The sequence below is a fragment of the Ruegeria sp. YTSC004 genome (genome assembly GCF_059609805.1).
The window spans coordinates 143,702-165,609 of the sequence record NZ_JBXWMJ010000007.1 but is presented as its reverse complement, the minus strand read 5'-3'; the positions used below and the strand labels follow the sequence as shown (position 1 = coordinate 165,609).

The window sequence follows — 21,908 nt, the reverse complement described above, 5'->3', positions numbered from 1 at the left end:
CTTTGACGGATTCCGCCTTGCAGCGTCCCGATAAGCGCGCCACCGTAGCGCAAAGCGAGAGAGGGACAGCATGCAAACCATCAAAGCCGCCGTTTGCCGGGCGTTCGGTGAACCTCTGGTCATCGAAGATATTCAGATCGCACCGCCCAAGTCAGATGAGGTCGAGGTGACACTGGATGCGGTGGCAATTTGCCATTCAGACATTTCATTTGCCGGTGGTGCGTGGGGCGGGCATCTTCCTGCCGTCTACGGGCACGAAGCAGCGGGTATTATCACTGCGGTCGGCGACTCGGCAGGTGAATTTCAGGTTGGGGACCCGGTTGTCGTTACCCTGATCCGGGCATGTGGCTCGTGCCCCTCTTGCGCGGGGGGGAAACCAACTGTTTGCGAAACGCCTTATGACAAGGTCAACGGGCCGTTGCGCACAGCAGATGGTGGACCACTGGAGCAGGCTATGGCCTGTGGTGCCTTTGCCGAAAAGGTTGTGGTCAGCCACCGACAGATCGTCAAAATTCCGCCGTCGATGCCCAAAGACGTCGCCAGCCTGCTGTCCTGCGGAGTGATCACGGGCGTCGGCGCCGCCGTCAATGCCGCCGGGCTGCGGCCCGGACAGGACGTGGTGGTGATCGGTGCCGGAGGTGTCGGGCTGAACGCAATTCAGGGCGCCCGCATCGCCGGTGCACGCCGTATTGTGGCCGTGGACATGACCGAAGAGAAGCTGAACATTGCCAAGGAATTCGGCGCGACCCACGGCGTTTTAGCAGATCAGAAAGCCCCCTGGAAGGCCGCCTACAAGGCGCTTGGGGGGCGCGGCGCAGATGCCGTTTTGATCACCGTCGGCGCGATTCCTGCCTACGACCAAGCCCCTCGTTACTTGGGTCCGGGTGGTAAGGCGGTAATGATCGGGATGCCGCACTCCGGGGATATGGCAAGCTACGAGCCGGTAGTTCTGGCCGCGCTGGGTCAGGGTTTGATCGGATCAAAAATGGGCGATGTTGTCATTCAGCGGGATATTCCGTGGATGATCGACCTTTATGATCAGGGACGCCTGAAACTGGATGAACTGATCTCAGGCCGATGGTCGCTGTCGCAGATCAACGAAGCGATCGAGAACACCAAAACCGGATCCGCCAAGCGTAACGTGATCGTTTTCGACAGGGATTAACCCGGCAGGGCAGGAGACCACCTGATGAAACTGCAAGACCTCGACATCATTGTCACTGCCCCTCCTGCGCCCGGATGGGGCGGGCGGTATTGGATTCTGGTCAAAGTCACGACCGATACCGGGATCACGGGCTGGGGTGAATGCTATGCATCCTCGGTTGGCCCCGAGGCGATGTGCCATGTCATTCGGGACGTGTTTGAACGGCACATGCTGGGAGAGAACCCCGAAAACGTTGAGCTGATGTTCCGCCGAGCATACTCCAGCGGATTTACACAGCGTCCTGATCTGACGGTCATGGGCGCCTTTTCAGGACTGGAAATCGCGTGTTGGGATATTCTTGGTAAAGATCGCGATCGCCCGGTCTATGCCTTGCTGGGGGGATTGGTGAACGAACGCATAAGGGCCTACACCTATCTGTACCCCCTGCCCCAACATAACCTGAACGATTTCTGGACGTCGCCTGAACAAGCTGGCGAATGTGCCGCCGAAATGGTCCGGCGCGGGTTCACAGCCGTCAAGTTTGACCCCGCCGGGCCCTACACTGTTCGGGGCGGGCACATGCCTGCGATGTCCGATATCTCGATGTCTGTTGCGTTCTGCAAAGCGATCCGAGAGGCCGTGGGCGACAAAGCCGATCTGCTGTTCGGCACCCACGGCCAGTTCAACACCGCGGGCGCAATCCGATTGGGTCAGGCGCTTGAACCCTATTCACCGCTTTGGTTCGAAGAACCGACACCACCGGACATGATTGAAGATATGGCTCGTGTCGCGCGGAACGTTCGGATCCCGGTCGCGACCGGTGAACGCATGACCACCAAAGTCGAATTCGCGGCCGTTTTGCGGGCTGGGGCGGCGGAAATCCTCCAACCGGCGCTGGGTCGTGCCGGCGGAATTTGGGAAATGAAGAAAGTCGCGGCCATCGCTGAAGTCTTCAACGCCCAGATGGCCCCACATTTGTACGCGGGTCCGGTTGAATGGGCCGCAAATATCCATCTGGCCGCGTCCATCCCCAACCTGCTGCTGCTTGAGACCATAGACACGCCGTTTCACGATCAACTCATCAACGGCTCATTGCAGGTTGAGGCCGGATTTGTCCCCGCGCCGACCGCACCGGGCCTGGGGATTGAGGTGAACGAAGACCTTGCACGGGCGCACCCTTTTAACGGTGATGGCCTGCATCTGCAGATGCAGGAAGAGCCCTGTGATTACGTGAACGGAAACGCCTTTCAAGGTGGTGCCCCTGCAACCGAGGGGTGACAACTCAATAGGTCTTGGGGCACATTGACCCAACCCATAGGTGTTAAACAGGCAACGCGTGACACTTGAAGACGACCAAACCGAACAAACCGAAGCCGCGCTATCTGAAATGAAAGAAAGCGCGGCTCGGGCCTCTGCATTTCTGAAAACGCTCGCGCATGAGGGGCGGTTGATGATCCTGTGCCATCTGGCCGACGGCGAAAAATCCGTGGGTGAGTTGGAGGCCTTGTTGCGTATCCGTCAGGCTGCGGTCAGTCAGATGCTGGCGCGCCTGCGCGCTGAGAACATTGTTGCGACGCGCAGGGACGGAAAGTCTATCTATTACTCGCTGAACAACGACGGCGCGGCGCAGGTGATCGCCGTTCTTTACGATATGTTCTGCGGCCCCGACAGCGAATAACCCTTAGTTCGATACATAGCCCGCGATCACCTGCAACAGTTTGAACGCGGTTGCGGCATCATTTTCGACCACGGCCAGGAATTCCTCTTCACCAATACGCAGGCACGACAGTTCCGTCTCGGCGATCATGCTCAGCGCCCTAGGTTCCTTGCGGATCAGGCCCAATTCTCCGACCAGGGCACCGGGGCCGACCGTGGCAATCAACTGATCCACTCCGTCGGTTTGCGGAAGGTACAGCCCGGCTTCCCCGTCCAGCACCACATAGGCGCCGTCGGTTGGCTGATCGTCCTTAAGGAAAACAACCTCTCCTGCTTTGGCATCGAACCAGCGCGCACCAAAGGCCAGCAGGCGCAGCTGTCGACGGTCCAGCCCGGAAAACAGCGGTGTCTGTTCCAGCGCGCGCAGCTTGCGCGAAAGGTCAGCTGAGGCGGCACTGTCTTCTTCCACGTCCGCAGGTCCTTCGTCCGAGACGACCCGACCTTGCCTGATTTCCACATACATGTCGAACACGCTCGGGTTTTCGAACTGGTCGTTCAGGTAGATCACCGTGGTATCCGGCAGCAAAGCGCGTAGATTTTTGTACACGGCCACTTTCGAGGCCATGTCATAACTGGCCAGCGCATCCTCAAGGATCAAGATATCCGGTTTCTTGATCGTCGCGCGCGTAAAGGACAGAGGTTCAGCAAAAACCGCGGGCAGGTTTTGACCGCCAAGCGCCACCGGCACGTCATAGATCAGTTCGACCACCAACGGGCGCGCACCGTTTTCGTTCAATACATCCACGATCAGTTTGCGCGCCTCGTCCGAACGGGCGCCGCCGATCTGACTGACCTTTCCGAACAAAGCGTTTTCCAGAACCGTCAAGCCAGGCGCGAACTTCGTTTTGTCTAACGGGACAAATACATCGAGCAACCGTTCCAACAACTTTTCGGAATGGCTATGCCGCAACTCAAGAATGCGGTCTTTGAGGTCGTCGGTGAAGGCTGGTCCAATCTGCTCCGCCGAAATCACGAACGGAACGGCCAGCAGGTTTGCCAGCTGTTCATCATTCAGCCCCGATACGCCCTCGTTCCGGGTCTTTTCGACCAGCTCGACCGCAGCCTCGTACGTTTGCGCCTCTAGTCCCAGTTTGCGAAACAGCGGGTGATCGGTGCCGTCCAGGCCGAAAATCTGGCGCAGCATCTCAATCACATCGCGTGTCAGGCTCACCAGAGTCTCATCCAGACCAAATTCGCGCAATTGCTCAAGGAACACGGTCTGCTGCGCCAAAAGCTCCTGCGTGACCGGCACTTTGGGCGTGGCGAACAGCAAGTTCTCCGCAACCGGCAAGGCAGGATTATAGCTGTCGCGATCAAAGATCAGGGCCTGTTGCTCCAGCCCTGATGCTTTCACCGCATCCTGAACCAAAGGTCGCAGTTCGACCAGTTTGTCGGCCAGCTCGGGATGCTCGGCGGCATCGAAGACCTGTTCGGCCCCGCGCAAAAACAGCGCCGCGCCGGAACCCATCCCGTCAATCAGTTTCAACCACCAGTCGCGCACCTCTTCAGCGCTGGCCAATCCCGCAGTCGTCGGGTCCAGCCAGTTTGCCTTGAAGGGGTCCGGGCTATTGCCGGCCCGCAACGTCTCATCATATCCGGGGTCGTTTGTTTCGGTTGTCTGTGGCTTGAACCGCATCGGCATCATGACGTTGTCGCCCAGCGTACCCTGGAACATTACGGGTCGTGACGAAGCATACCCAATACGGGCGGCCACAACGCTTTGATGCAGCTCTGCCAAACGGATATCACCGATCCGCACTCGGCCCGAGCTGGGCAGAATTTCCCGCGTCAGCAACTCTGCCAAAGCGCGGCGATCTTCTTCGCTGGGGGCCGCGATCCCGATGATTTTCCCGCTGGGAAAGGACAGGTTCAAATCATCCAGAACCTGGTTACCGTCCATATCGCGGACCGAAACATGGTCGAGCACTATGTCGCCGTTCAGCCTTGGCGTGGTCTCGGGTTCGCCATCGAACAGTTTTTCGTCATGCATTCCGGAAGGTGCAAACCGTTCCGTCACCACGTCCCAGCGCAGCGACATATCCTGTGTCTGGTTATAATAGGTCAGCAGTTCCTTCCACGGCGAGCTGAGGTCCTTATACGCAGCCAGGGCCGCAACCAATGCACCCAGCGAAACCGAACCCTGCAGGACCAGAAGACCACCAACCAGATAGAACAGGAACGGCGTTAGCTGCGAAATGAAGTTGTTGAGGAACTTCATAAAGAACTTTTTCTGGTAGATCTCGAACCGGATACCAAACAGGCGGCCCAGTTGATCGGACACCATCGCCCGGCGGTATCGCCACCCGCCATTGGCACGCAACGTGGACGCGCCCGCCGCGTTCTCGCCGATTTGGGCGGCCAGCAACCGAACCTCTTGAATGCGTTTTTTGTTCAGAAGGTTGATCTGTCGCTGCAGTTTCGGAATCAGCCAAGCTTGCAGCGGGATCAGCGCAACTGCCGCCAACCCGAACCAGAAACTTTGCAGAAACAGGAAGGACAGGATGGTGATCATCTGGCCCGCCTGCAAAACTGGTTGGCTGATCGCATCACCCATAAGCCCACCCATCGGCTCGCTTTCGGCGGTGACCATCGACACCAGCTCGCCTTGGCTGACGCGTTCGAAATAGGGTTGAGGGAAACGCAACGCGCGGCTGATCAGCACGTACCGGAACCGGCGCAACATACGCTCGCTCAGCACGCCTTTCATGGTGTTGATGCGCATTTTCATCAGGCCATGCGCCAGCACCGCAATCAGGAACCCGATGCACAGAACAATCAGAAATGTGGTCTGCGGCAGGCTATAGCCCCAAACATCCACAATCGGACTGGCAGCACCGATTGCATCGTTGATGATGCGTTTGGGAAGTTCGAGTGTCAGATAGAGTAGTGGAAACAACGTGGACGTCACGGCCAGCAGAATCAACTGGTCGCGCTTCGAGTATTTCCAAATAAACTGGAAAATTGAACGTTCTATGGAACCTGCCCCTACTACGGATCACTGAAACAGTCTTGACGAAAGTGCAGTAAATCCAACACTGTGAATTTACGTTAGTCCAGCCAAAAGAGGCAAATAGTTTCCAGTTTGAACAGTTAATTGCCAAGTGTGAACAAGTTCATTTGCGCAACCACAGATTAGTGCCTAGAGTCTGTTCTGGGACGATATTGGGAGGACTCATTTGACTGCCAGTTTAGGCGCAGTGCTATTGATGCTCTGCTTGTTGCAGATCAAACATATGTTTGCGGATTTTTTTCTCCAGACTCCTAAAATGTTGGCAGGGCGCGGTGAGTATTTTCACGCGGGCCGCGCGCAGCATGCCGGTGTGCATGTTATCGGGTCAGTGATTGTCTTTTTGCTGTTTGGCGCGCCGTGGTCGTTTATTTTGATCATTGCGGCGCTGGAATGGATTGTTCACTTCAATATTGATTTCGCCAAGGCCAGCTATTCGGACAAAAAGCAACTGATACCGACACAGGCCGCGTTTTGGCGAGCTGCCGGTCTGGACCAGTGCCTGCACAACCTGACCTACATTGCCATGGTATGGGCCTGGGCTACATTCGCGACCTGATCAGCGTTAGACTCAGGCGACGTTTTCCAGGGATTGCGGGCAATACGCGTCCAGCCACATTCGATCCAAATGGTCAATTCTAGCGGCATCGAAACGTTCCGCTTCTTTCCAGTAGCGACCAGACGGAACGAAGTAATTCAGCTGTTCCTCCGCCTGCAGTGCCGCTTGCATACTTTTTGTCGACGGCAGCGCGGCAGACATTAAGGTGTCAGTCGTCACCGAAGGAAAGACCAGCCGACTTTCACCCTGCGACAGTCGAACCACGAGGCAGTTCTGCGCGGCACCGAACAACGCTAACCGGGCGGATTTCGCCTCAAGCGATCGCAGCGTCACATCAGCGCGCAAAGGATCGGCTGTTCCGTTGCCGTAAAAATGGGTCTGGCCGAAATTTGGGTAAATCATATCACAGCCCAAAAATGCCAAAACGGCAGGTTGAAGCGCGGCCAAGGCCCAGTAACCGGCCGTGAACGCCATAGTCCCACCAGCATAAACAAACCCTCCAAACTGGTTTTGAAGGGGAACGTATTCATCGGCTTCGACAATGCGTTGGCCGTGGGCCAGTTTGTCTGGACGATTGCGGACAGGGAAATCCTCGGGGTGAATAAGGACATCCCAATCATCACGAATTCGCCATGCGTTGTTGATGGCAACGATGTGGGTGAACGGATCCCGAGGCCACTCGCGCGCGGCCACAGCGGCCGGCGCACTGCCTAGTATCAGAACGCGATGTGTCAGCTCGGCCATCCTGGGTCCTGCGCTTTTTCAGTTCCCCGGAAGGATAGGGCGATTTTTTTCCTTAACTACCCCAGTACAGAAAAACTGCTTTCTTCGTTGATGGGTCGCTTGCGGGAATAGAACCCGACATCAATGCTCCGCCCGATATAGGGAAGTTCGTATTGCAGCGGCTGCGCATCGTGATCCGCGCCACCTTCGCAATACGCGATCAGGGCGGTCATCATCTTGCCCGCAATCGGAGCATTCTTGTACTGGTTCCCGCTGGTCCCGCAGGCCATGTAGAACCCCGGCAGGCTGGATTTGTCGTAGATCGGAATCCAGTCTGTGGATGCGTCATACAGGTCCACAACTCCGCGTGTTTTAGACGGGATGCCAAGACTTGGGACGCGCTGTGCATACCGCATGGCCTGCGTTGTCCACTGGTCGGTGAAATCGTGATTATAGTTCACATCGTCTTCGCACCATTGATGCGGATCGCATTCGGGGTCTTCCGAGCCAACCAGAATGTGGTTGCCGTGCTCGGGTCGGCAATAGCAGGCAATATCGCTGTCCGAGACAATCGTTCCGTCGTTTTCGAAATCAAACCCCTCGGGTGCGGGGACGTGCACAACCTCTTGCCGCAACGGGCGGGTTTCGATCGTCATATCATCCAGGACACCCGCCATCTTGTTGATGATCGCTGAGCCAGGGCCCGCGACGTTCACGACGATTTTTGCGTGGATTTCTTCGCCCGAGGCAAGTTTAACACCTGAAACCCGATCGTCGCTGGACAATATCTCGACCACTTCGGCACCAGTGCGCACTTCTGCGCCATGCAGCTTGGCAGCATCCATCAAGTTCTGCGCGGACAAAGCCGGGTCCGTGACATATCCCGCCTGCGGCCAGAACACGCCGCCCTGCATCTTGCGCCCGTTCGGGTGCCCAAATTCCGGATCATCCATCCGGCGCGCCGGTGTGAAACTGTCCTGCGAGTAGATCGGCAGGCGCTCACTGACTTTATCAGGTGACCATTCTTCGAACGGGCAATCCAGATCGGCGCTGTTTTTCATGTGTTTTTCCAGCAAGCCATTGGCATCGGTCTTCATCACCAGACAGCCGGTTTCGCGGAATTGCGCCAGATTGGCATCCTCGGGCAGGCCGAGGTAGTCGGCCCAATCGCGCCAGTAGTGGTAACCTTCCCACGCAAACGCCGTTCCGTCGAAGGTCGAATAATGCATGCGGATAATGGCGCAGGATCCGGCAGTCGAACCGTGGCCAACCTGACTGTTTCTGTCCAGCGACAGGGTTTTCCAGCCCGCTTTGGCCATTTCAAAGGCGATGGCCGCTCCGATCACACCTGTTCCGATGATGATTGCGTCAGGTTGACTCATGAGGCTTCTCCCTTCCAATAGCGCGTTGAATAGGCGCTGAATTCTTCGACTTCCTCGGGCTTGGGCTCAACCCCGGTGAAGACATAAAGGTAATGCGGAACCATTGCGATCCGCGTGGACATTGGTTCGTTCAGCTGGGCCAGATCGTACCCGATCTGCATGTAGTACAGCACGCGGGCGCGCGTTTCGGCCTCAACTTCGGAATAGCCGTACCGCGCGAACATGTCGTGAAGCGCTTCGAGCCTGCGCGCATCCGACTGATCGAGCGCCCGGCGCACTTTCCCCGATTTGCGCGCCCAATCCCGGACGGCAAAATCCAGCGCGGTATCGAACAATTCGGTGTTCACCACGCAACGATGCACGTTGCAGACGGCTGCGGTTATCGTATCCGCTGGGGCCTTGGCCTGCGCAACCAAAGCCGCTGTATTCGTCGCATGCCAGCGCGCTAGCAGGGCATCCAAAAGCTCTTGCCGGGATTTGAAGTACCAATAGAAAGACGACCGCGACACGGCCATCCGTTCAGCCAGGTTCAGGACCTTGATCTGATCTACACCGTCCGAGATCAGCACATCCATAGCCACGTTCAGCCAGTCGTCACGCGTGACTTTGATGTTACCAACCAAGGGTTCAGCTTCGGGGTCATCCCGGTGCAGGATGGGTTTTGTGCTCATCTAACTCTCCGGCGGGGCGCCGCCCTCAGCCGTACGGCGCGTAATATAGTCTCGCAAGGCACCAATGCGGTCGCTGTCTGTGGGCGGGGCCTTAAAGTCATTCACAATGCCTTTCCAAACCCTGGTTGCGCGATGATTGGCATCCACTGATCCGCGTTCCGTCCAGGTTCCGAAATTTGCGTAATCGTGCAAATGCGGTTCATAGAATTCGGTGTTGTAGCGCTCCATCGTCTGGCTCGACGCAAAGAAGTGCCCGCTTGGTTCGACTTCGCTCAGCGCGGTGTCGAAACCGATCTCAGCTTTGCCCGCCTGCGCCCCCGCGCACAGTTCGGCGATCATGTTCAGGACCTCGGCGTCACAGATCATTTTCTCAAAAGACACGGTCAAGCCACCCTCGAGCCAACCGGCCGAATGAATGATTACCGTCGCCCCTGCCATTAGACAGCCCCAAAGACCAAACTGGTTTTCATTCGCCGCCTGTACATCGTTGATGTTCGACGCTGATCCGGCAGCTGACCGCCAAGGCAGCCCAAGGTGCCGCGCCAATTGACCTGCGGCAAGCGAAGCCTGGAAATGTGAGGGTGTTCCAAATGCGGGCGCACCCGATTTCATATCTACGTTGCTGGTGAACGTGCCATAACACACCGGCGCACCCGGTTTGGTCAGCTGTGCCAGCGCCAGCGCCGCTAACGCCTCAGCATGTGAAAGCGTTATTGCCCCGGCCACTGTAATCGGGGCCATCGCGCCCATCAGGGTGAACGGCGTGATGATCGACATCTGTCCATTGCGAGCGAAATCAATCAGCCCCTGCGCCATTGGAATATCCAGCGTGCGCGGGCTGTTCGTATTGATGATCGTATAGCAATGCGCGCCCGCCTGAAACTCATCGTCCGACAGACCACGCGCGATAGAAAGCATTTCAAAGCAATCCATCACCTGCGGCGTCCCGCGTGAGAAAAAGAACGGGAACTTGTCGGTCAGCTCCATCTGCGCCTGCGTCGTGAAGTAGTGGCGCAGATGGGTTGGAACATCCTGCGGCTCGACCTGAGGCGAGATCATCTGGAACACATCGAAATGGTGCGTCAGCTTGAGGAACTCCAGATAGTCCTGCCCCGATGCCGGGCGGCGGCCGCGTTCAAGATCTGTCGCGTTCGGTGCCCCTGCCCCCGGCTGAAACACCAAACTACCTAGCTCAAGTGTGAAGTCTCTGTGTCGCGCGCCTGCATGGCACGCAATCGACTTTGGCGCTGATGCAACAGCGGCCTCAACAATGTCGCGGCCGATAAACACCATCTCGGTATCTTCATCCACACGCGCGCCTGCTTTCGCAAAGAGACGCCGGGCTTCCGGAAGCAGGCATTTGACGCCCAACTCCTGAAGTGTTCGCAAGGCCGTTTCGTGCATGTCCGCAATCTGATCCGCCGGGAACACCTCCATCAACGGGAAGGGATTCTTCAACTGGCGATAATTCACGTTCCGACTCGGCGCAGGGGCTGCCTCGGCGCTTCGTCCGCGCCTTCGTCGCCCGCGTTCAGGTGTTTGCGACATCATCGTCAGCCCCTCATCGCTTTGCCTTGAGGATCGTAAGGCGAAGGTGCGATGACCCGCGCCGAGCGCTCAACGCCAACTACGTGCACCGACAATTCTGTCCCCGGCTCGGCCTTTTCGCGGTTGACTAACGCCATTGCCAGCGACTTTCCAGTGTAGTGTCCATACCCGCCCGAAGTGACGAAGCCCACGCGCTCATCGCCTGCCCAAACGGGTTCGTATCCGCTGGCGTCCGCGTCTGCGGCGTCCACTTCCAGTGTTACCTGAACCTGCGCCGGACCATTGCCGTCACGTTCTGCGACTGCCGCATCCTTTCCGACAAAATCCTTGCCCCAGTCGATCCAGCGATCCATTCCGGTCATGCCCGGAGTGTAGAGCTGCGTGAATTCTGCAGACCAGATGCCAAAACTCTTTTCCAGCCGCGTCGACAGCATCGCGTTGAAGCCACATTCGCGAACACCTTCATCTGCCCCGGCCTCCAGCAACATACGGCGTAGCTTGATGTGGTCTCCGTAGCGGCAGTTGATCTCGTATCCTTTCTCGCCGGTCACAGACATGCGGGCAACACGTGCGCGAACGAGCCCGATGTCGAAATCACCGCAGCCCATGAATTTGAGGTCCGAGATGTCCTGTTCGGCCAGTTTTTCCACAACCGCTTGCGATTTGGGACCGACTACGGCGAAACCGCAATATTCCTCGCCCAGATCCCGGACAGTAACGCCGTCGATCATGTGATAGTCAAACCAGCGCATGTGCCAAGCCCGCAGGTAATAGCTGCCCATGATCCACCAGGTACCATCGCCCCAGTTCAGAACGGTCAAGTCCCCCTTGAGCCGCCCATTTTCACCCAGCATAGGCGCCAGCTTTGCGCGACCCGGCGCAGGTAGTTTCGAGGCCATGACTTTGTCGAGCCACACTTCTGCATTTGGTCCCGAGACCTCGAACCGCGAAAAGCCCGAAATGTCCAGCAATCCCACGCCTTCGCGGATTGTCTTGCATTCCGCGGCGACGATGTCATGCGCGTTCGAGCGCTTGAGCGTCGGTGTTTCCTCGAACCCTTTCGGCGCGAAATACAGCGGCACTTCAAGATCCCAACTGACGCCCCATTTGCAACCCGCATCCGTCATCGCGTCGTGCGCCGGGGCCATCTTTAGCGGTCGGCCCGCGGGCAATTGCTCGTTCGGGTAGGTCATAACAAAGCGCCGGGAATAAAACTGGCCCGTAGTTTCACGGATGTATCGCTTGTTCTGCGCAAAATCACCAAAGCGCGCCACGTCCATTGGCCAGGCATCCGCCTCGGGCTCGCCATGGATCATCCATTCAGCCAGCGTTTTGCCGACGCCCCCGCCCTGCAGGAAACCTGCCATAACCGCGCAGGCCGACCAGTAGCCGCGCTTGCCCGGCACCGGACCGACCAGCGGATTGCCATCGGGGGCAAAGGTGAAGGCACCGTTTACCCAAGTCTTGATGCCTACGTTCTGGATCGACGGATAGCGTTCAAAGCCAAGCGTCAGCTCGTTCTCGATCCGATCAAGCTGTTCCTGAAACAGCTCCTCACCATAATTCCAAGGCGCGCCGTCCATGGCCCAGTGTTCGTGATCCACCTCATAAATCCCGACCAGAACGCCTTTCTGGTCCTGCCGCATATAGGTGAACCCCTCGAGGTCCACCGTCATCGGCATTTCGAATTCGGCTTCAGCGACCTCGGGGACTGTATCGGTGATCAGATAGTGGTGTTTCAGAGGAGACACCGGCAGCTCCACCCCGGCCATACGCCCTACTTGCTTGGCCCAAAGGCCAGCGGCGTTAACCACGTGTTCACAAGTGATTGTGCCCTTGTCGGTGATGACCTGCCAGCCATCATCGGTCTGGATCAGCTCCTCGACCTTGGTTTCCTCATAATACTCAGCACCGCGTTTTTTGGCAGCCGTCGCATAAGCCTGCACCGTGCCGGTTGTATCGATATAGCCCTCGCGATCAGCCCACATCGCGCCCAATACGCCGTCGGTGGACATGATGGGGCAACGTCTTTGCGCCTCTTCCGGAGAAAGCAACTCGCAGTCGTCAATGCCGATGGATTGGAAAATGCGATAGTTCGCCTGCAGCCATTCCCACCGTTCTGGCGTACCCGCCAATGTCAGACCACCGGTCATGTGCAACCCGATATTCTGACCAGACTCCTTTTCGATCTCGCTGAGCAGATCGATTGTATAGGCCTGAAGCGACGCCATGTTTGGGTCCGCATTCAGAGCGTGAATGCCGCCAGCCGCATGCCAGGACGAGCCGGACGCCAGCCGCCGCCGTTCCAGCATGACCACATCTGTCCAGCCAAACTTGGCCAGATGATACAGAACCGAGGCGCCCACAACGCCGCCCCCGATGACCACAACGCGATACTGAGATTTCATACTGCGCTCCCCTGTATGACTAAGGAAGGACGCTAGTGGCACTGTTCACTTCTGTCTAGACATTTCTGTACAGTTCCGCGCAAGCGAAGAACCGGCCTCGGGCCAGCAGTTTCTAGAGCTGAGCGCTGGGACGGGATGCGACCTTGTCGAACCATGCCAAAGTGGCTGTATTTTCTTGTGGAATCCGTTTCTTGATCACGCGGGCAAAGTCCACAAAGACAAAGGTGGAAATGTCCGCGAGGGTGAAGTCGGCACCTGCGATAAACGCACTTTCGCCCAGCCGCTGTTCGAGCAGCGAAAAGAAATGATCAACCCGCGCGGACCCTCGCTGAGCCAATTCCGGAATTTGCCGGTGATTCACCGGACCCGGAATCGCCCTGTCCGCAAAGGCCGGATGCGTGTTGCGCAAGGCCTCGGCAACAGGCATGCCGCCCTGTTGTTCGACAATGCTGTTCCACATCAGAACCTGTCCCTTTTCATCGGGTGTGCGCCCCAATAGCGATGGCTCGGGAAACCGCGCCTCAAGGTAAGCGGCGATCCCAAGATTCTCGGTTAGCGTGCTGCCCTCATCCGTCACCAACACGGGGACAGTTGCATTCGGGTTCACCGCGCGAAATTCGTCGCTGAGTTGCTCACCTTTGCCGATCGAGATTTCTCGGGTTTCGATATCCAAACCCTTTTCGGCAATGAACATGCGCGCGCGCCGCGGGTTGGGGGCCGTGGAACAATCATAGAAAAGCATTGAGGTTCCCTTCCAGGTCAGCGGCGGTAGATAAAACAGCGACCTTTGACGGCCCCTTCGGGAAGGGAAACTTCGGTCAAGGTATCGAAATACATCCGGTCGCTGGACACCATCAAACCACCCTCGGCTAATAGCGGCTCGATCAATGGTGAGACAAATCTGGCGAAGTCGTCGTTCTTTTTGCGGTTGTGGCCGCCCAAGTCCGCGTGGATCAGACTGGCCGTGGCTCCGAACCGATCCACCGAGGCCGGTAGTGTTTCTCGCACATCCCCCAAAATCACCCGATCTGCGGGCGGCGTGGAATCCGGATGCGACGCCACGGCGCGCTCGAACACATAAACAGGTCGACCTGAAATATACTGCACCATGTGATGATAGGTGCGCCCGTTGCCCAACCCCAGTTCGAACACTGGCCCAGGCATTCCTTTGGTTTCAGAGATGGCGAAATCCAGACAGGCCCGTTGGGACACCATACGGTCGATGAACAGATCCAGGCGGCTTTGGTTGTCGGGCACGGGGAAATCTCTCCTTGATATCAGTCAGCTCATGATTTGGGGCCGACACCGCATGTGATGACAAATCCTCAAGGATTTGTGTAGGTAAATTGGCCTAAGTTTCACATTTTCGCGACAATTCGGCCCAAGAACGGGTTTGACTACACAGGCACAACCGCGCGAGACTAAGTCAAAAAACACAGGGAGTTGAATACGCCGATGTCGAACCACGGACGAACGGGTGGAAAACCCGCATGACTGCGTTGTTGTCCGTCAGAGACCTCAGCATCGGTTTTGGTGCGGGCGACTCAGTTGTCAAAGGTGTCAACTTTGATGTCGAGGCTGGGCAGACATTGGCTCTGGTCGGTGAATCCGGATCGGGAAAAACCATCTCGTGCCGGGCGGCCTTGCGTATTCTGCCACGTGCCGCGCAAATCCGCAGTGGCACGATAACCCTGAACGATTCAAAAGGCTTCGAGGATCTGACCAAGATCAGCGAACGCCAGATGCGCGACATTCGCGGCAATCGGGTTTCGATGATTTTTCAAGAACCGATGCGATCACTATCCCCGTTGCACAAGATCGGCAATCAGGTCAGCGAGGTCTTGTGGCTGCATCGGAGCGCGTCCGAGGCGCAAGCCCGCAAAGAGGTCCTGACCCAATTCGAACGCGTGGGCTTTCCTGATCCGCAGCGTGCGTATGATTCTTACCCGTTCGAGTTGTCGGGCGGCATGCGCCAGCGCGCCATGATTGCGATGGCAATGGTTTCCAAGCCGGAACTGCTGATCGCAGATGAGCCGACGACCGCGCTGGACGTAACGACACAAGCGCAGGTCCTGGGGCTGATTAAGGAGTTGCAGCGCGAGACGGGCATGGCCCTGATCCTTGTGACACACGACCTTGGGGTTGTTGCCAATATGGCGGAACAGGTTGTCGTCATGCACAAAGGCCGGGTGATGGAAGCTGGTGCCGCCGCGCCAATCCTCAGCGCCCCAGCGCACCCCTACACACAACAATTGTTCAACGCGGCCCCTGCGATTCCAGACGAAGATTCGGTCGGGCTGCCGATGCCGGATGAGGACCTCATTCTACAGATGAAGGGGGTGTCCAAGACCTACACTATGCGGTCCAGCAGGGGCTGGCAGGGGGACAAGCTGATCTATGCCTGCCGAGGTGTGGACCTGAATCTGGCCCGCGGCAAAACACTGGCAATCGTCGGCGAAAGTGGCTCGGGCAAAACAACGGCGGCGCGGATCGCCCTTGGCGCGGAACTGCCCGATCCGGGTGGCGAGGTTCTGTTTCGCACCTCGCCAGGCGAAGACCCGATCACCGTGCACCACATGAACCGCTCTCAGCGCACGGCCTTTCAACGCAAGGCGCAGATGGTGTTTCAGGACCCGTACAGCTCGCTCAGTCCGCGGATGCGCATTCAAGACGCGCTGACCGAGCCTTTGGAAATCCACTCCATTGGTTCGACCGCCGAACAGCGGGACAAAGCGGTCGAGATGCTGCAGCGTGTGGGACTGAATGGTGATATGCTCAAACGCTACCCACACGCCTTTTCCGGCGGACAACGGCAACGCCTGTCGATTGCGCGGGCGATGATGCTGGACCCGCAGCTGATTGTCTGTGACGAACCGACATCGGCACTGGATGTATCGGTTCAGGAACAGATCCTGACCTTGCTGGAAAACCTGCAGGACCGGTTGAACCTGTCCTACCTGTTCATCTCGCACGACCTTGCGGTTGTGGCGCGCATTGCCGACGAAGTGGCCGTGATGCGCCGGGGTCTTGTCGTCGAACAGGCCCCGCCCGAGACACTGTTTTATAACCCCCGACACCCTTACACCAAGGCGCTGATTGCCGCCCAACCAGAACCCGACATCAACCGGCCCATCGACCTTAAACTGGTTGCGTTGGGCGCTGGTTCACCAGACAGTTGGGATGACACCTTCCGATTTACGGACTCCGTGATACCCTCACTGGTAGAGATGGAGCCCGGCCATAAGGTACGATGCCATGTTTAAAACCACTCGCCCGCTTATTCTGGCTGCCACGTTGGCTGCCACTTTGGTCCTGCCCGCCACGGCAGGAACACCGACCCCTCAAGAAAGCGAATTCTGGAAAGCCGAAGTAAACGCCGGGAACCTGCCACCGGTCGCAGAGCGCCTGCCAGCCGAACCTCTGGTCGTGGATCTGGCCGCCAAAGGCCGCGAGTTTGGTGCCCCCGGTGGTACCCTGCGCACCATGGTGACCCGGTCAAAAGACATCCGCCAGATGGTTGTCTATGGGTATGCGCGACTGGTTGGGTTTGACGAAAACTACGAGATTGTCCCCGATCTGTTGGAATCCTATGAAAATGATGGGAACCGGAAATTCACACTGCATCTGCGTGACGGGCACAAGTGGTCCGATGGATCGCCGTTCACATCCGAAGACTTTCGTTATTGGTGGGAAGACGTTGCCAACAATGAAATGCTCAGTCCTTCTGGCCCACCTGACTTCCTGATTGTTGAAGGTAAAACGCCAACCGTGACCTTCCCGGATGAGACAACTATTGTCTTTGAGTGGGAAAACCCAAATCCTGATTTCCTGCAATCGCTGGCCCAAGCGCGCCCGCCATTCATCTACCGGCCGTCTGAATTCCTCAAACAGTATCACGAGAAATTCGCAGATGCTGAAGACCTCGCCTTTCAGGTCGAAGACGCACGGGTCAAAAGCTGGGCGGCGCTGCACAACAAACTGGACAACCTCTACAAGTTCGACAACCACGAACTCCCGACGCTGCAGCCTTGGCTGAATGCAAGTTCGGGCAAGAAGATCCGCCACAATTTCGTTCGCAACCCATATTACCACCGCATCGATTCCAACGGCGTTCAGTTGCCTTATATCGACGTCGTCGAGATGGAAATCGTCGCTGCTGGCTTAGTCGCGGCCAAGACCAATGCTGGCGAGACTGATCTGCAGGGGCGCGGTCTGGCGTTTCGCGATGCATCTATCCTGAAAAAAGGTGAAGCAGGCGGAGACTACAAAACCTTGTTGTGGAAGACCGGTGTCGCATCACAAATCGCGATCTACCCGAACCTGAACTACTCGGATGAGGTTTGGCGCGACGTTCTGCGCGATGTTCGTGTTCGGCGGGCGCTGTCCTTGGCTATCGACCGCAAAACCATCAATCAAGCGCTCTATTTCAAGCTGGCCCATCCCGGTGCGATGTCCGTTTTACCCGCGTCTCCGTTCTATGACGAGGAAAACGCAAAAGCCTGGGCGCAGTATGACGTTGAGATGGCCAACGCCCTACTGGACGAAGCTGGCCTGGCCGAGCGCGATAAAAACGGCATTCGCCTGCTGCCGGATGGCCGCCCGATGGAATTGATCATCGAAACCGCCGGTGAAAGGCAAGAAGTTGAGAACGCGCTTCAGATCGTCACCGATACATGGCGTGAAATCGGTGTGGACCTGATCATGCGCCCACTGGACCGGGACATTCTGCGCAACCGCGTATTTTCAGGCAACACCATGGCCTCAGTTTGGTTCGGCTGGGATGACGGTATACCGCAGGCGCACACATCCCCTGCTTATTTGGCCCCCACGGATCAGGTGTTTCTGGCCTGGCCCAAATGGGGACAATTTTATCAGACCGGCGGCGACGTTGGTGAAGCGCCTGACATGCCCGAAGCCGAGCGTTTGATGCAACTGGCACATGATTGGGAGGTTGCCACCACCGACGAAGAGCGCAAGGCAGTCTGGACCGAGATGTTGAAAATCCACGCTGACCAGCTTTTCGCCATCGGAATTCTGAACGGCGCACCGCAGCCTATCGTAGTGTCCAACCGTCTGCGCAACGTGCCCGAGCAAGGCATGTGGGCATGGGAGCCCGGCGCACATTTTGGCATTCACCGCCCCGACGAATTCTTTTTCGCCGACTAATCAGGAGCAGCTAAATGGTAATGCTGCGCTATGCGGTGTATCGCTTTTTTACGATGCTGCTGACTTTGCTGGTGGTGTCGGTTCTGATCTTCGTGATCATCAACCTTCCACCCGGCGATTATCTGAGCAATCAGATCGCGGAATTGCAGGCATCTGGCCAGTCCGCCGGGGTGGCCAAGGCCGAGTTCCTGCGCGCGGAGTACGCTCTGGATCGTCCCGTATGGGAGCAATACTTGATCTGGATGGGCTTCTGGCCCGGTCCGCACGGGTTCGAAGGCCTGCTGCAAGGCAACTACGGCTGGTCCTTTGAATTCGACCGCCCCGTGGCCGAAATCGTTGGTGATACTTTGTGGCTGACGGTTGTGGTCAATCTGGCCGCTATCCTGTTTGTTTACGCCGTTGCCCTGCCGCTGGGTGTCCTCGCTGCAGCAAAATCGCGGACCTGGATCGACTATACGTCGGCCTTTGTTGGCTACCTTGGTCTGGCGACGCCCAATTTCCTGCTGGCGTTGATCCTCTTCTACTACGGCCACCGTTACTTCAACCTGCCTATCGGCGGCCTGATGGACCCATCGTTCGAAGGCCAGCCCATGAGCTGGGAAAAGTTGAAGTCCATTCTTGTCCACCTGATCGTGCCGACCTTTGTCATTGGCACATCTGGCGCATCAGCCATGATGCAGCGCCTGCGTGCGAACATGCTGGATGAACTGGGCAAACCTTATGTGGAAACGGCCATTGCCAAGGGTATGGCGCCATCGCGAATGCTGACAAAGTATCCGCTGCGCGTGGCGTTCAACCCTTTTGTTGCAGATATCGGGAACCTGCTGCCGTCGATGGTATCCGGATCGGTTCTGGTGTCGGTCGTGCTTGGCCTGCAAACCATCGGCCCGACCTTGCTGACCGCACTCAAAACCCAGGACCAATTTCTGTCTGCCTTCATTTTGATGTTCGTGGCCTTGCTGACACTGATCGGCACCATGATCTCTGATATCTTGCTGGTCATGCTGGACCCGCGTATTCGATACGAGGGGCGTGAAGCGTGACCAAACACACCGACGGTCGCTTTGTCGACGATGCACCTTTCGACGCGGATGCCGCCCTGCAACAGTTAGAGCGCGCCGATCTGGACGCACCCAACTGGGTTCTGGTCTGGCGGAAATTCAAAACCCATAAGCTGGGTTTGATTTCAGGCGTCTTCCTGCTGTTCTGCTACCTGATGCTGCCCTTCGCTGGATTCATCGCCCCCTACGGTCCGAATGAACGAAACGGCGAACACCTTTACGCCCCACCACAAAGCATCAATTGGTTCCACGATGGCTCCTTCATCGGCCCGCATGTCTATCCGATCGTGGCCGAAGCTGATCTTGAGACCTTTCAGTGGAAATTCGTGCCCGACACAGAAGACCCTCGCCCGATCCGCTTTTTCTGCGAGGGGACCGAGTACAGGCTTGCCGGGCTTGTAAAATCGGACACCCACCTGTTCTGCGCGCCAGAGGGCGCGACACTGTTCCTTTGGGGATCCGATCGTCTGGGCCGCGATGTGTTCAGCCGCATTCTGTACGGTGCGCAACTGTCGCTGACTGTCGGCCTGATCGGCATTTCGGTATCGTTCACCCTTGGCATCTTTTTTGGATCAATCGCGGGGTATTTCGGCGGCAAGATCGATTGGGTCATCAACCGCGTGATCGAGGTCTTGCGCTCGCTACCTGAACTGCCGCTGTGGCTTGCTCTATCGGCGGCGGTGCCCTCAAACTGGAGCCCGGTTGCTGTTTTCTTCATCATCTCGATCATCCTCGGGATTCTCGATTGGCCCGGCCTCGCCCGTTCGGTACGCGCAAAATTCCTGTCCCTCAGGGAAGAAGAATACGTCCGCGCCGCCGAGATGATGGGTGCAAGCTCGGGCCGTGTCATCCGTAAGCACTTGCTGCCGAACTTTATGTCTCACCTGATTGCCTCGGCCACATTGTCAATACCGGCCATGATCCTCGGGGAAACCGCGCTCAGCTTCCTGGGTCTTGGCCTGCGGGCCCCGGCCGTCAGTTGGGGTGTGATGTTGAACGATGCGCAGAACCTGGCCTCGATCGAGATATACCCCTGGACGGCAATCCCGATGCTACCGATTATCGTGATCGTGCTGGCCTTCAATTTCCTGGGTGACGGGCTGCGTGACAGTCTGGATCCATACCAGCAATGAGCTTGATTTCAGCCCTTCCTGCAACTGACGGATACCGCAAAACGGGCGCCGGGGCTTGGTCCAGCGTCTACGCGGTATCTGAATTGGCGACGGCAACCTTCGGCGCGGTGGGTCAGGAACTGGCTCGTCTGATGACGGCGCTGAACCTGTCGCCCAGTGCCCCGGATGTGTCTGTGGATCACCGGCTGGCCTCGCTTTGGTACCAATATTCCTTCAAGCCCAATGGTTGGGAGATGCCCAACCTCTGGGATGCGGTCGCGGGCGATTACCAGACTGCGGATGGTTGGATCAGGTTGCACACCAATCTGCCCCGCCACCGGGTGGCGGCACTTAAGGTCCTTGAGGTCAAAGCAGATCGAGACGCGGTCTCTCAGGTGGTGCGGCAATGGTCCGCCAGCGAGCTGGAATCGGCAATCGTGGCCCAGGGTGGCGTTTCCGCAGCCATGCGCAGCCGAGCAGTGTGGTTAGAGCATCCGCAAGGTAGGGCCGTGTCACGCGATCCACTAATCGGTTGGCACAGCCCGCGACAGATCAAACTGCGACACCGATCCGAGGCCACGGCTGAGCGCCCTTTGGCAGGACTGCGCGTCCTCGACCTGACACGCGTGCTGGCTGGGCCCGTCTCAACGCGAACCCTCGCCGGTTTTGGCGCTGACGTTCTGCGTGTCGACCCACCCTGTTGGGACGAGCCCGGTGTCATACCCGATATCTCTTTGGGTAAATCCTGCACTTACCTCGATCTGAAATCGCCCTCAGGTTTGGAAAAGCTGTACGAGTTGCTGTCTCAGGCCGATGTGTTCGTCCACGGGTATCGCCCCGGTGCTTTGGATGCGCTCGGCCTGACTAGGGCCAAGCGCGATGAACTGGCCCCTAACCGGGTCGAAGTCACTCTCGACGCTTATGGCTGGCAAGGTCCTTGGGCTGCGCGGCGCGGGTTCGACAGCCTTGTCCAGATGAGCGCAGGCATCGCGGATGCAGGCCGTGACTGGGCGAATGCGGACAAACCAACTCCGTTGCCGGTTCAGGCGCTGGATCATGCAACCGGCTATCTGATGGCCGCCGCTGTGCTATCCGCCTTGGCTGAGGCCGCCTCGGGGAATGCGATCATGCTGGGCCAGCTCTCTCTCGCGCGCACGGCCGAGTTGTTGGCCATTCTCGGCAAGTCCGACACGAAAGAGGTCATCACCGGTGCCAGTCCGTCAGACTACAGCCAAGCTCTCGAAGAATCTGGCTGGGGCGCCGGTCACCGCCTGAAACCTGCTCTGACCGTTGGCGAGGCCAAGATGTTCTGGGACAAGCCTGCACCTAAACTAGGCACGTCGGCTCCGGTCTGGGCCACGGCCATCACCTGAGCCAACCGCCGCGCGGTACGCGCGGCCCGGCCCAACGC

General features: G+C 57.7%; 17 protein-coding genes. 9 read left to right on the top strand and 8 right to left on the bottom strand.

What is annotated here, in order from left to right; genetic code table 11:
- The first annotated feature begins 70 nt into the window (after positions 1-70).
- From AC2FFP_RS14155 to AC2FFP_RS14145, 3 genes are all read left to right on the top strand, one after another.
- Positions 71-1,165: a Zn-dependent alcohol dehydrogenase gene (locus tag AC2FFP_RS14155; protein WP_496767125.1), complete on the top strand. Its 1,095-nt coding sequence runs from the start codon at positions 71-73 to the stop codon at positions 1,163-1,165.
- Between the two features lie 24 nt (positions 1,166-1,189).
- Positions 1,190-2,422 (top strand): mandelate racemase/muconate lactonizing enzyme family protein, encoded by a 1,233-nt coding sequence (locus tag AC2FFP_RS14150; RefSeq protein WP_496881175.1) that lies wholly within the window; start codon positions 1,190-1,192, stop codon positions 2,420-2,422.
- Positions 2,423-2,531: 109 nt separating this feature from the next.
- Positions 2,532-2,822: an ArsR/SmtB family transcription factor gene (locus AC2FFP_RS14145; RefSeq protein WP_496767308.1), complete on the top strand. Its 291-nt coding sequence runs from the start codon at positions 2,532-2,534 to the stop codon at positions 2,820-2,822.
- 3 nt (positions 2,823-2,825) lie between these two features.
- On the opposite strand, the gene AC2FFP_RS14140 is transcribed toward AC2FFP_RS14145, so the two are convergent.
- On the bottom strand, positions 2,826-5,822 hold the full coding sequence (locus tag AC2FFP_RS14140) for a cyclic nucleotide-binding domain-containing protein (protein WP_496881191.1): 2,997 nt from the start codon (positions 5,820-5,822) through the stop codon (positions 2,826-2,828).
- Positions 5,823-6,066: 244 nt separating this feature from the next.
- On the opposite strand from AC2FFP_RS14140, the gene AC2FFP_RS14135 reads away from it, so the two are divergent.
- A complete protein-coding gene (locus tag AC2FFP_RS14135) occupies positions 6,067-6,426 on the top strand; it encodes a DUF3307 domain-containing protein (protein ID WP_496779658.1) in 360 nt (119 codons plus the stop codon).
- Between the two features lie 12 nt (positions 6,427-6,438).
- Here AC2FFP_RS14135 and AC2FFP_RS14130 read toward each other — a convergent pair whose 3' ends face one another.
- The 7 genes from AC2FFP_RS14130 to AC2FFP_RS14100 all read right to left on the bottom strand — a co-directional run bounded on the left by AC2FFP_RS14130 (position 6,439) and on the right by AC2FFP_RS14100 (position 14,415).
- A complete protein-coding gene (locus AC2FFP_RS14130; protein WP_496881174.1) occupies positions 6,439-7,170 on the bottom strand; it encodes a hypothetical protein in 732 nt (243 codons plus the stop codon).
- 56 nt (positions 7,171-7,226) lie between these two features.
- Entirely contained in the window at positions 7,227-8,531 is a 1,305-nt protein-coding gene (locus tag AC2FFP_RS14125; protein WP_496881173.1) for an NAD(P)/FAD-dependent oxidoreductase, read from the bottom strand.
- On the bottom strand, positions 8,528-9,202 hold the full coding sequence (locus AC2FFP_RS14120) for a TetR/AcrR family transcriptional regulator (protein WP_282120739.1): 675 nt from the start codon (positions 9,200-9,202) through the stop codon (positions 8,528-8,530). Before AC2FFP_RS14120 ends, AC2FFP_RS14125 begins: the two co-directional genes overlap by 4 nt.
- Positions 9,203-10,753 carry a trimethylamine methyltransferase family protein gene (locus AC2FFP_RS14115; RefSeq protein WP_496881172.1) on the bottom strand — a complete coding sequence of 517 codons (1,551 nt, stop codon included), beginning with the start codon at positions 10,751-10,753 and terminating at the stop codon, positions 9,203-9,205.
- 2 nt (positions 10,754-10,755) lie between these two features.
- Positions 10,756-13,158, bottom strand: a complete 2,403-nt coding sequence (locus tag AC2FFP_RS14110) for a GcvT family protein (RefSeq protein ID WP_496881171.1) — start codon at positions 13,156-13,158, stop codon at positions 10,756-10,758.
- A gap of 112 nt (positions 13,159-13,270) precedes the next feature.
- Positions 13,271-13,900: a glutathione S-transferase family protein gene (locus AC2FFP_RS14105; protein ID WP_496767132.1), complete on the bottom strand. Its 630-nt coding sequence runs from the start codon at positions 13,898-13,900 to the stop codon at positions 13,271-13,273.
- 17 nt (positions 13,901-13,917) lie between these two features.
- Positions 13,918-14,415 carry a class I SAM-dependent methyltransferase gene (locus AC2FFP_RS14100; RefSeq protein ID WP_496767133.1) on the bottom strand — a complete coding sequence of 166 codons (498 nt, stop codon included), beginning with the start codon at positions 14,413-14,415 and terminating at the stop codon, positions 13,918-13,920.
- A 233-nt stretch (positions 14,416-14,648) separates the two neighbouring features.
- Between AC2FFP_RS14100 and AC2FFP_RS14095 the strand changes: the two genes are divergently transcribed.
- The 5 genes from AC2FFP_RS14095 to AC2FFP_RS14075 are packed head-to-tail and all read left to right on the top strand — an operon-like array spanning position 14,649 to position 21,870.
- Positions 14,649-16,421 (top strand): ABC transporter ATP-binding protein, encoded by a 1,773-nt coding sequence (locus AC2FFP_RS14095; protein WP_496726786.1) that lies wholly within the window; start codon positions 14,649-14,651, stop codon positions 16,419-16,421.
- The gene (locus AC2FFP_RS14090; RefSeq protein WP_496779611.1) at positions 16,414-18,324 is read left to right on the top strand and encodes an ABC transporter substrate-binding protein; all 1,911 of its coding nucleotides are present in this window, start codon (positions 16,414-16,416) and stop codon (positions 18,322-18,324) included. Before AC2FFP_RS14095 ends, AC2FFP_RS14090 begins: the two co-directional genes overlap by 8 nt.
- A gap of 14 nt (positions 18,325-18,338) precedes the next feature.
- On the top strand, positions 18,339-19,367 hold the full coding sequence (locus tag AC2FFP_RS14085) for an ABC transporter permease (RefSeq protein WP_170561146.1): 1,029 nt from the start codon (positions 18,339-18,341) through the stop codon (positions 19,365-19,367).
- Positions 19,364-20,518, top strand: a complete 1,155-nt coding sequence (locus AC2FFP_RS14080; RefSeq protein ID WP_496767134.1) for an ABC transporter permease — start codon at positions 19,364-19,366, stop codon at positions 20,516-20,518. Before AC2FFP_RS14085 ends, AC2FFP_RS14080 begins: the two co-directional genes overlap by 4 nt.
- Positions 20,515-21,870 carry a CoA transferase gene (locus AC2FFP_RS14075; RefSeq protein ID WP_496881170.1) on the top strand — a complete coding sequence of 452 codons (1,356 nt, stop codon included), beginning with the start codon at positions 20,515-20,517 and terminating at the stop codon, positions 21,868-21,870. The genes AC2FFP_RS14080 and AC2FFP_RS14075 overlap by 4 nt, the downstream gene beginning before the upstream one ends.
- Positions 21,871-21,908 lie beyond the last annotated feature (38 nt).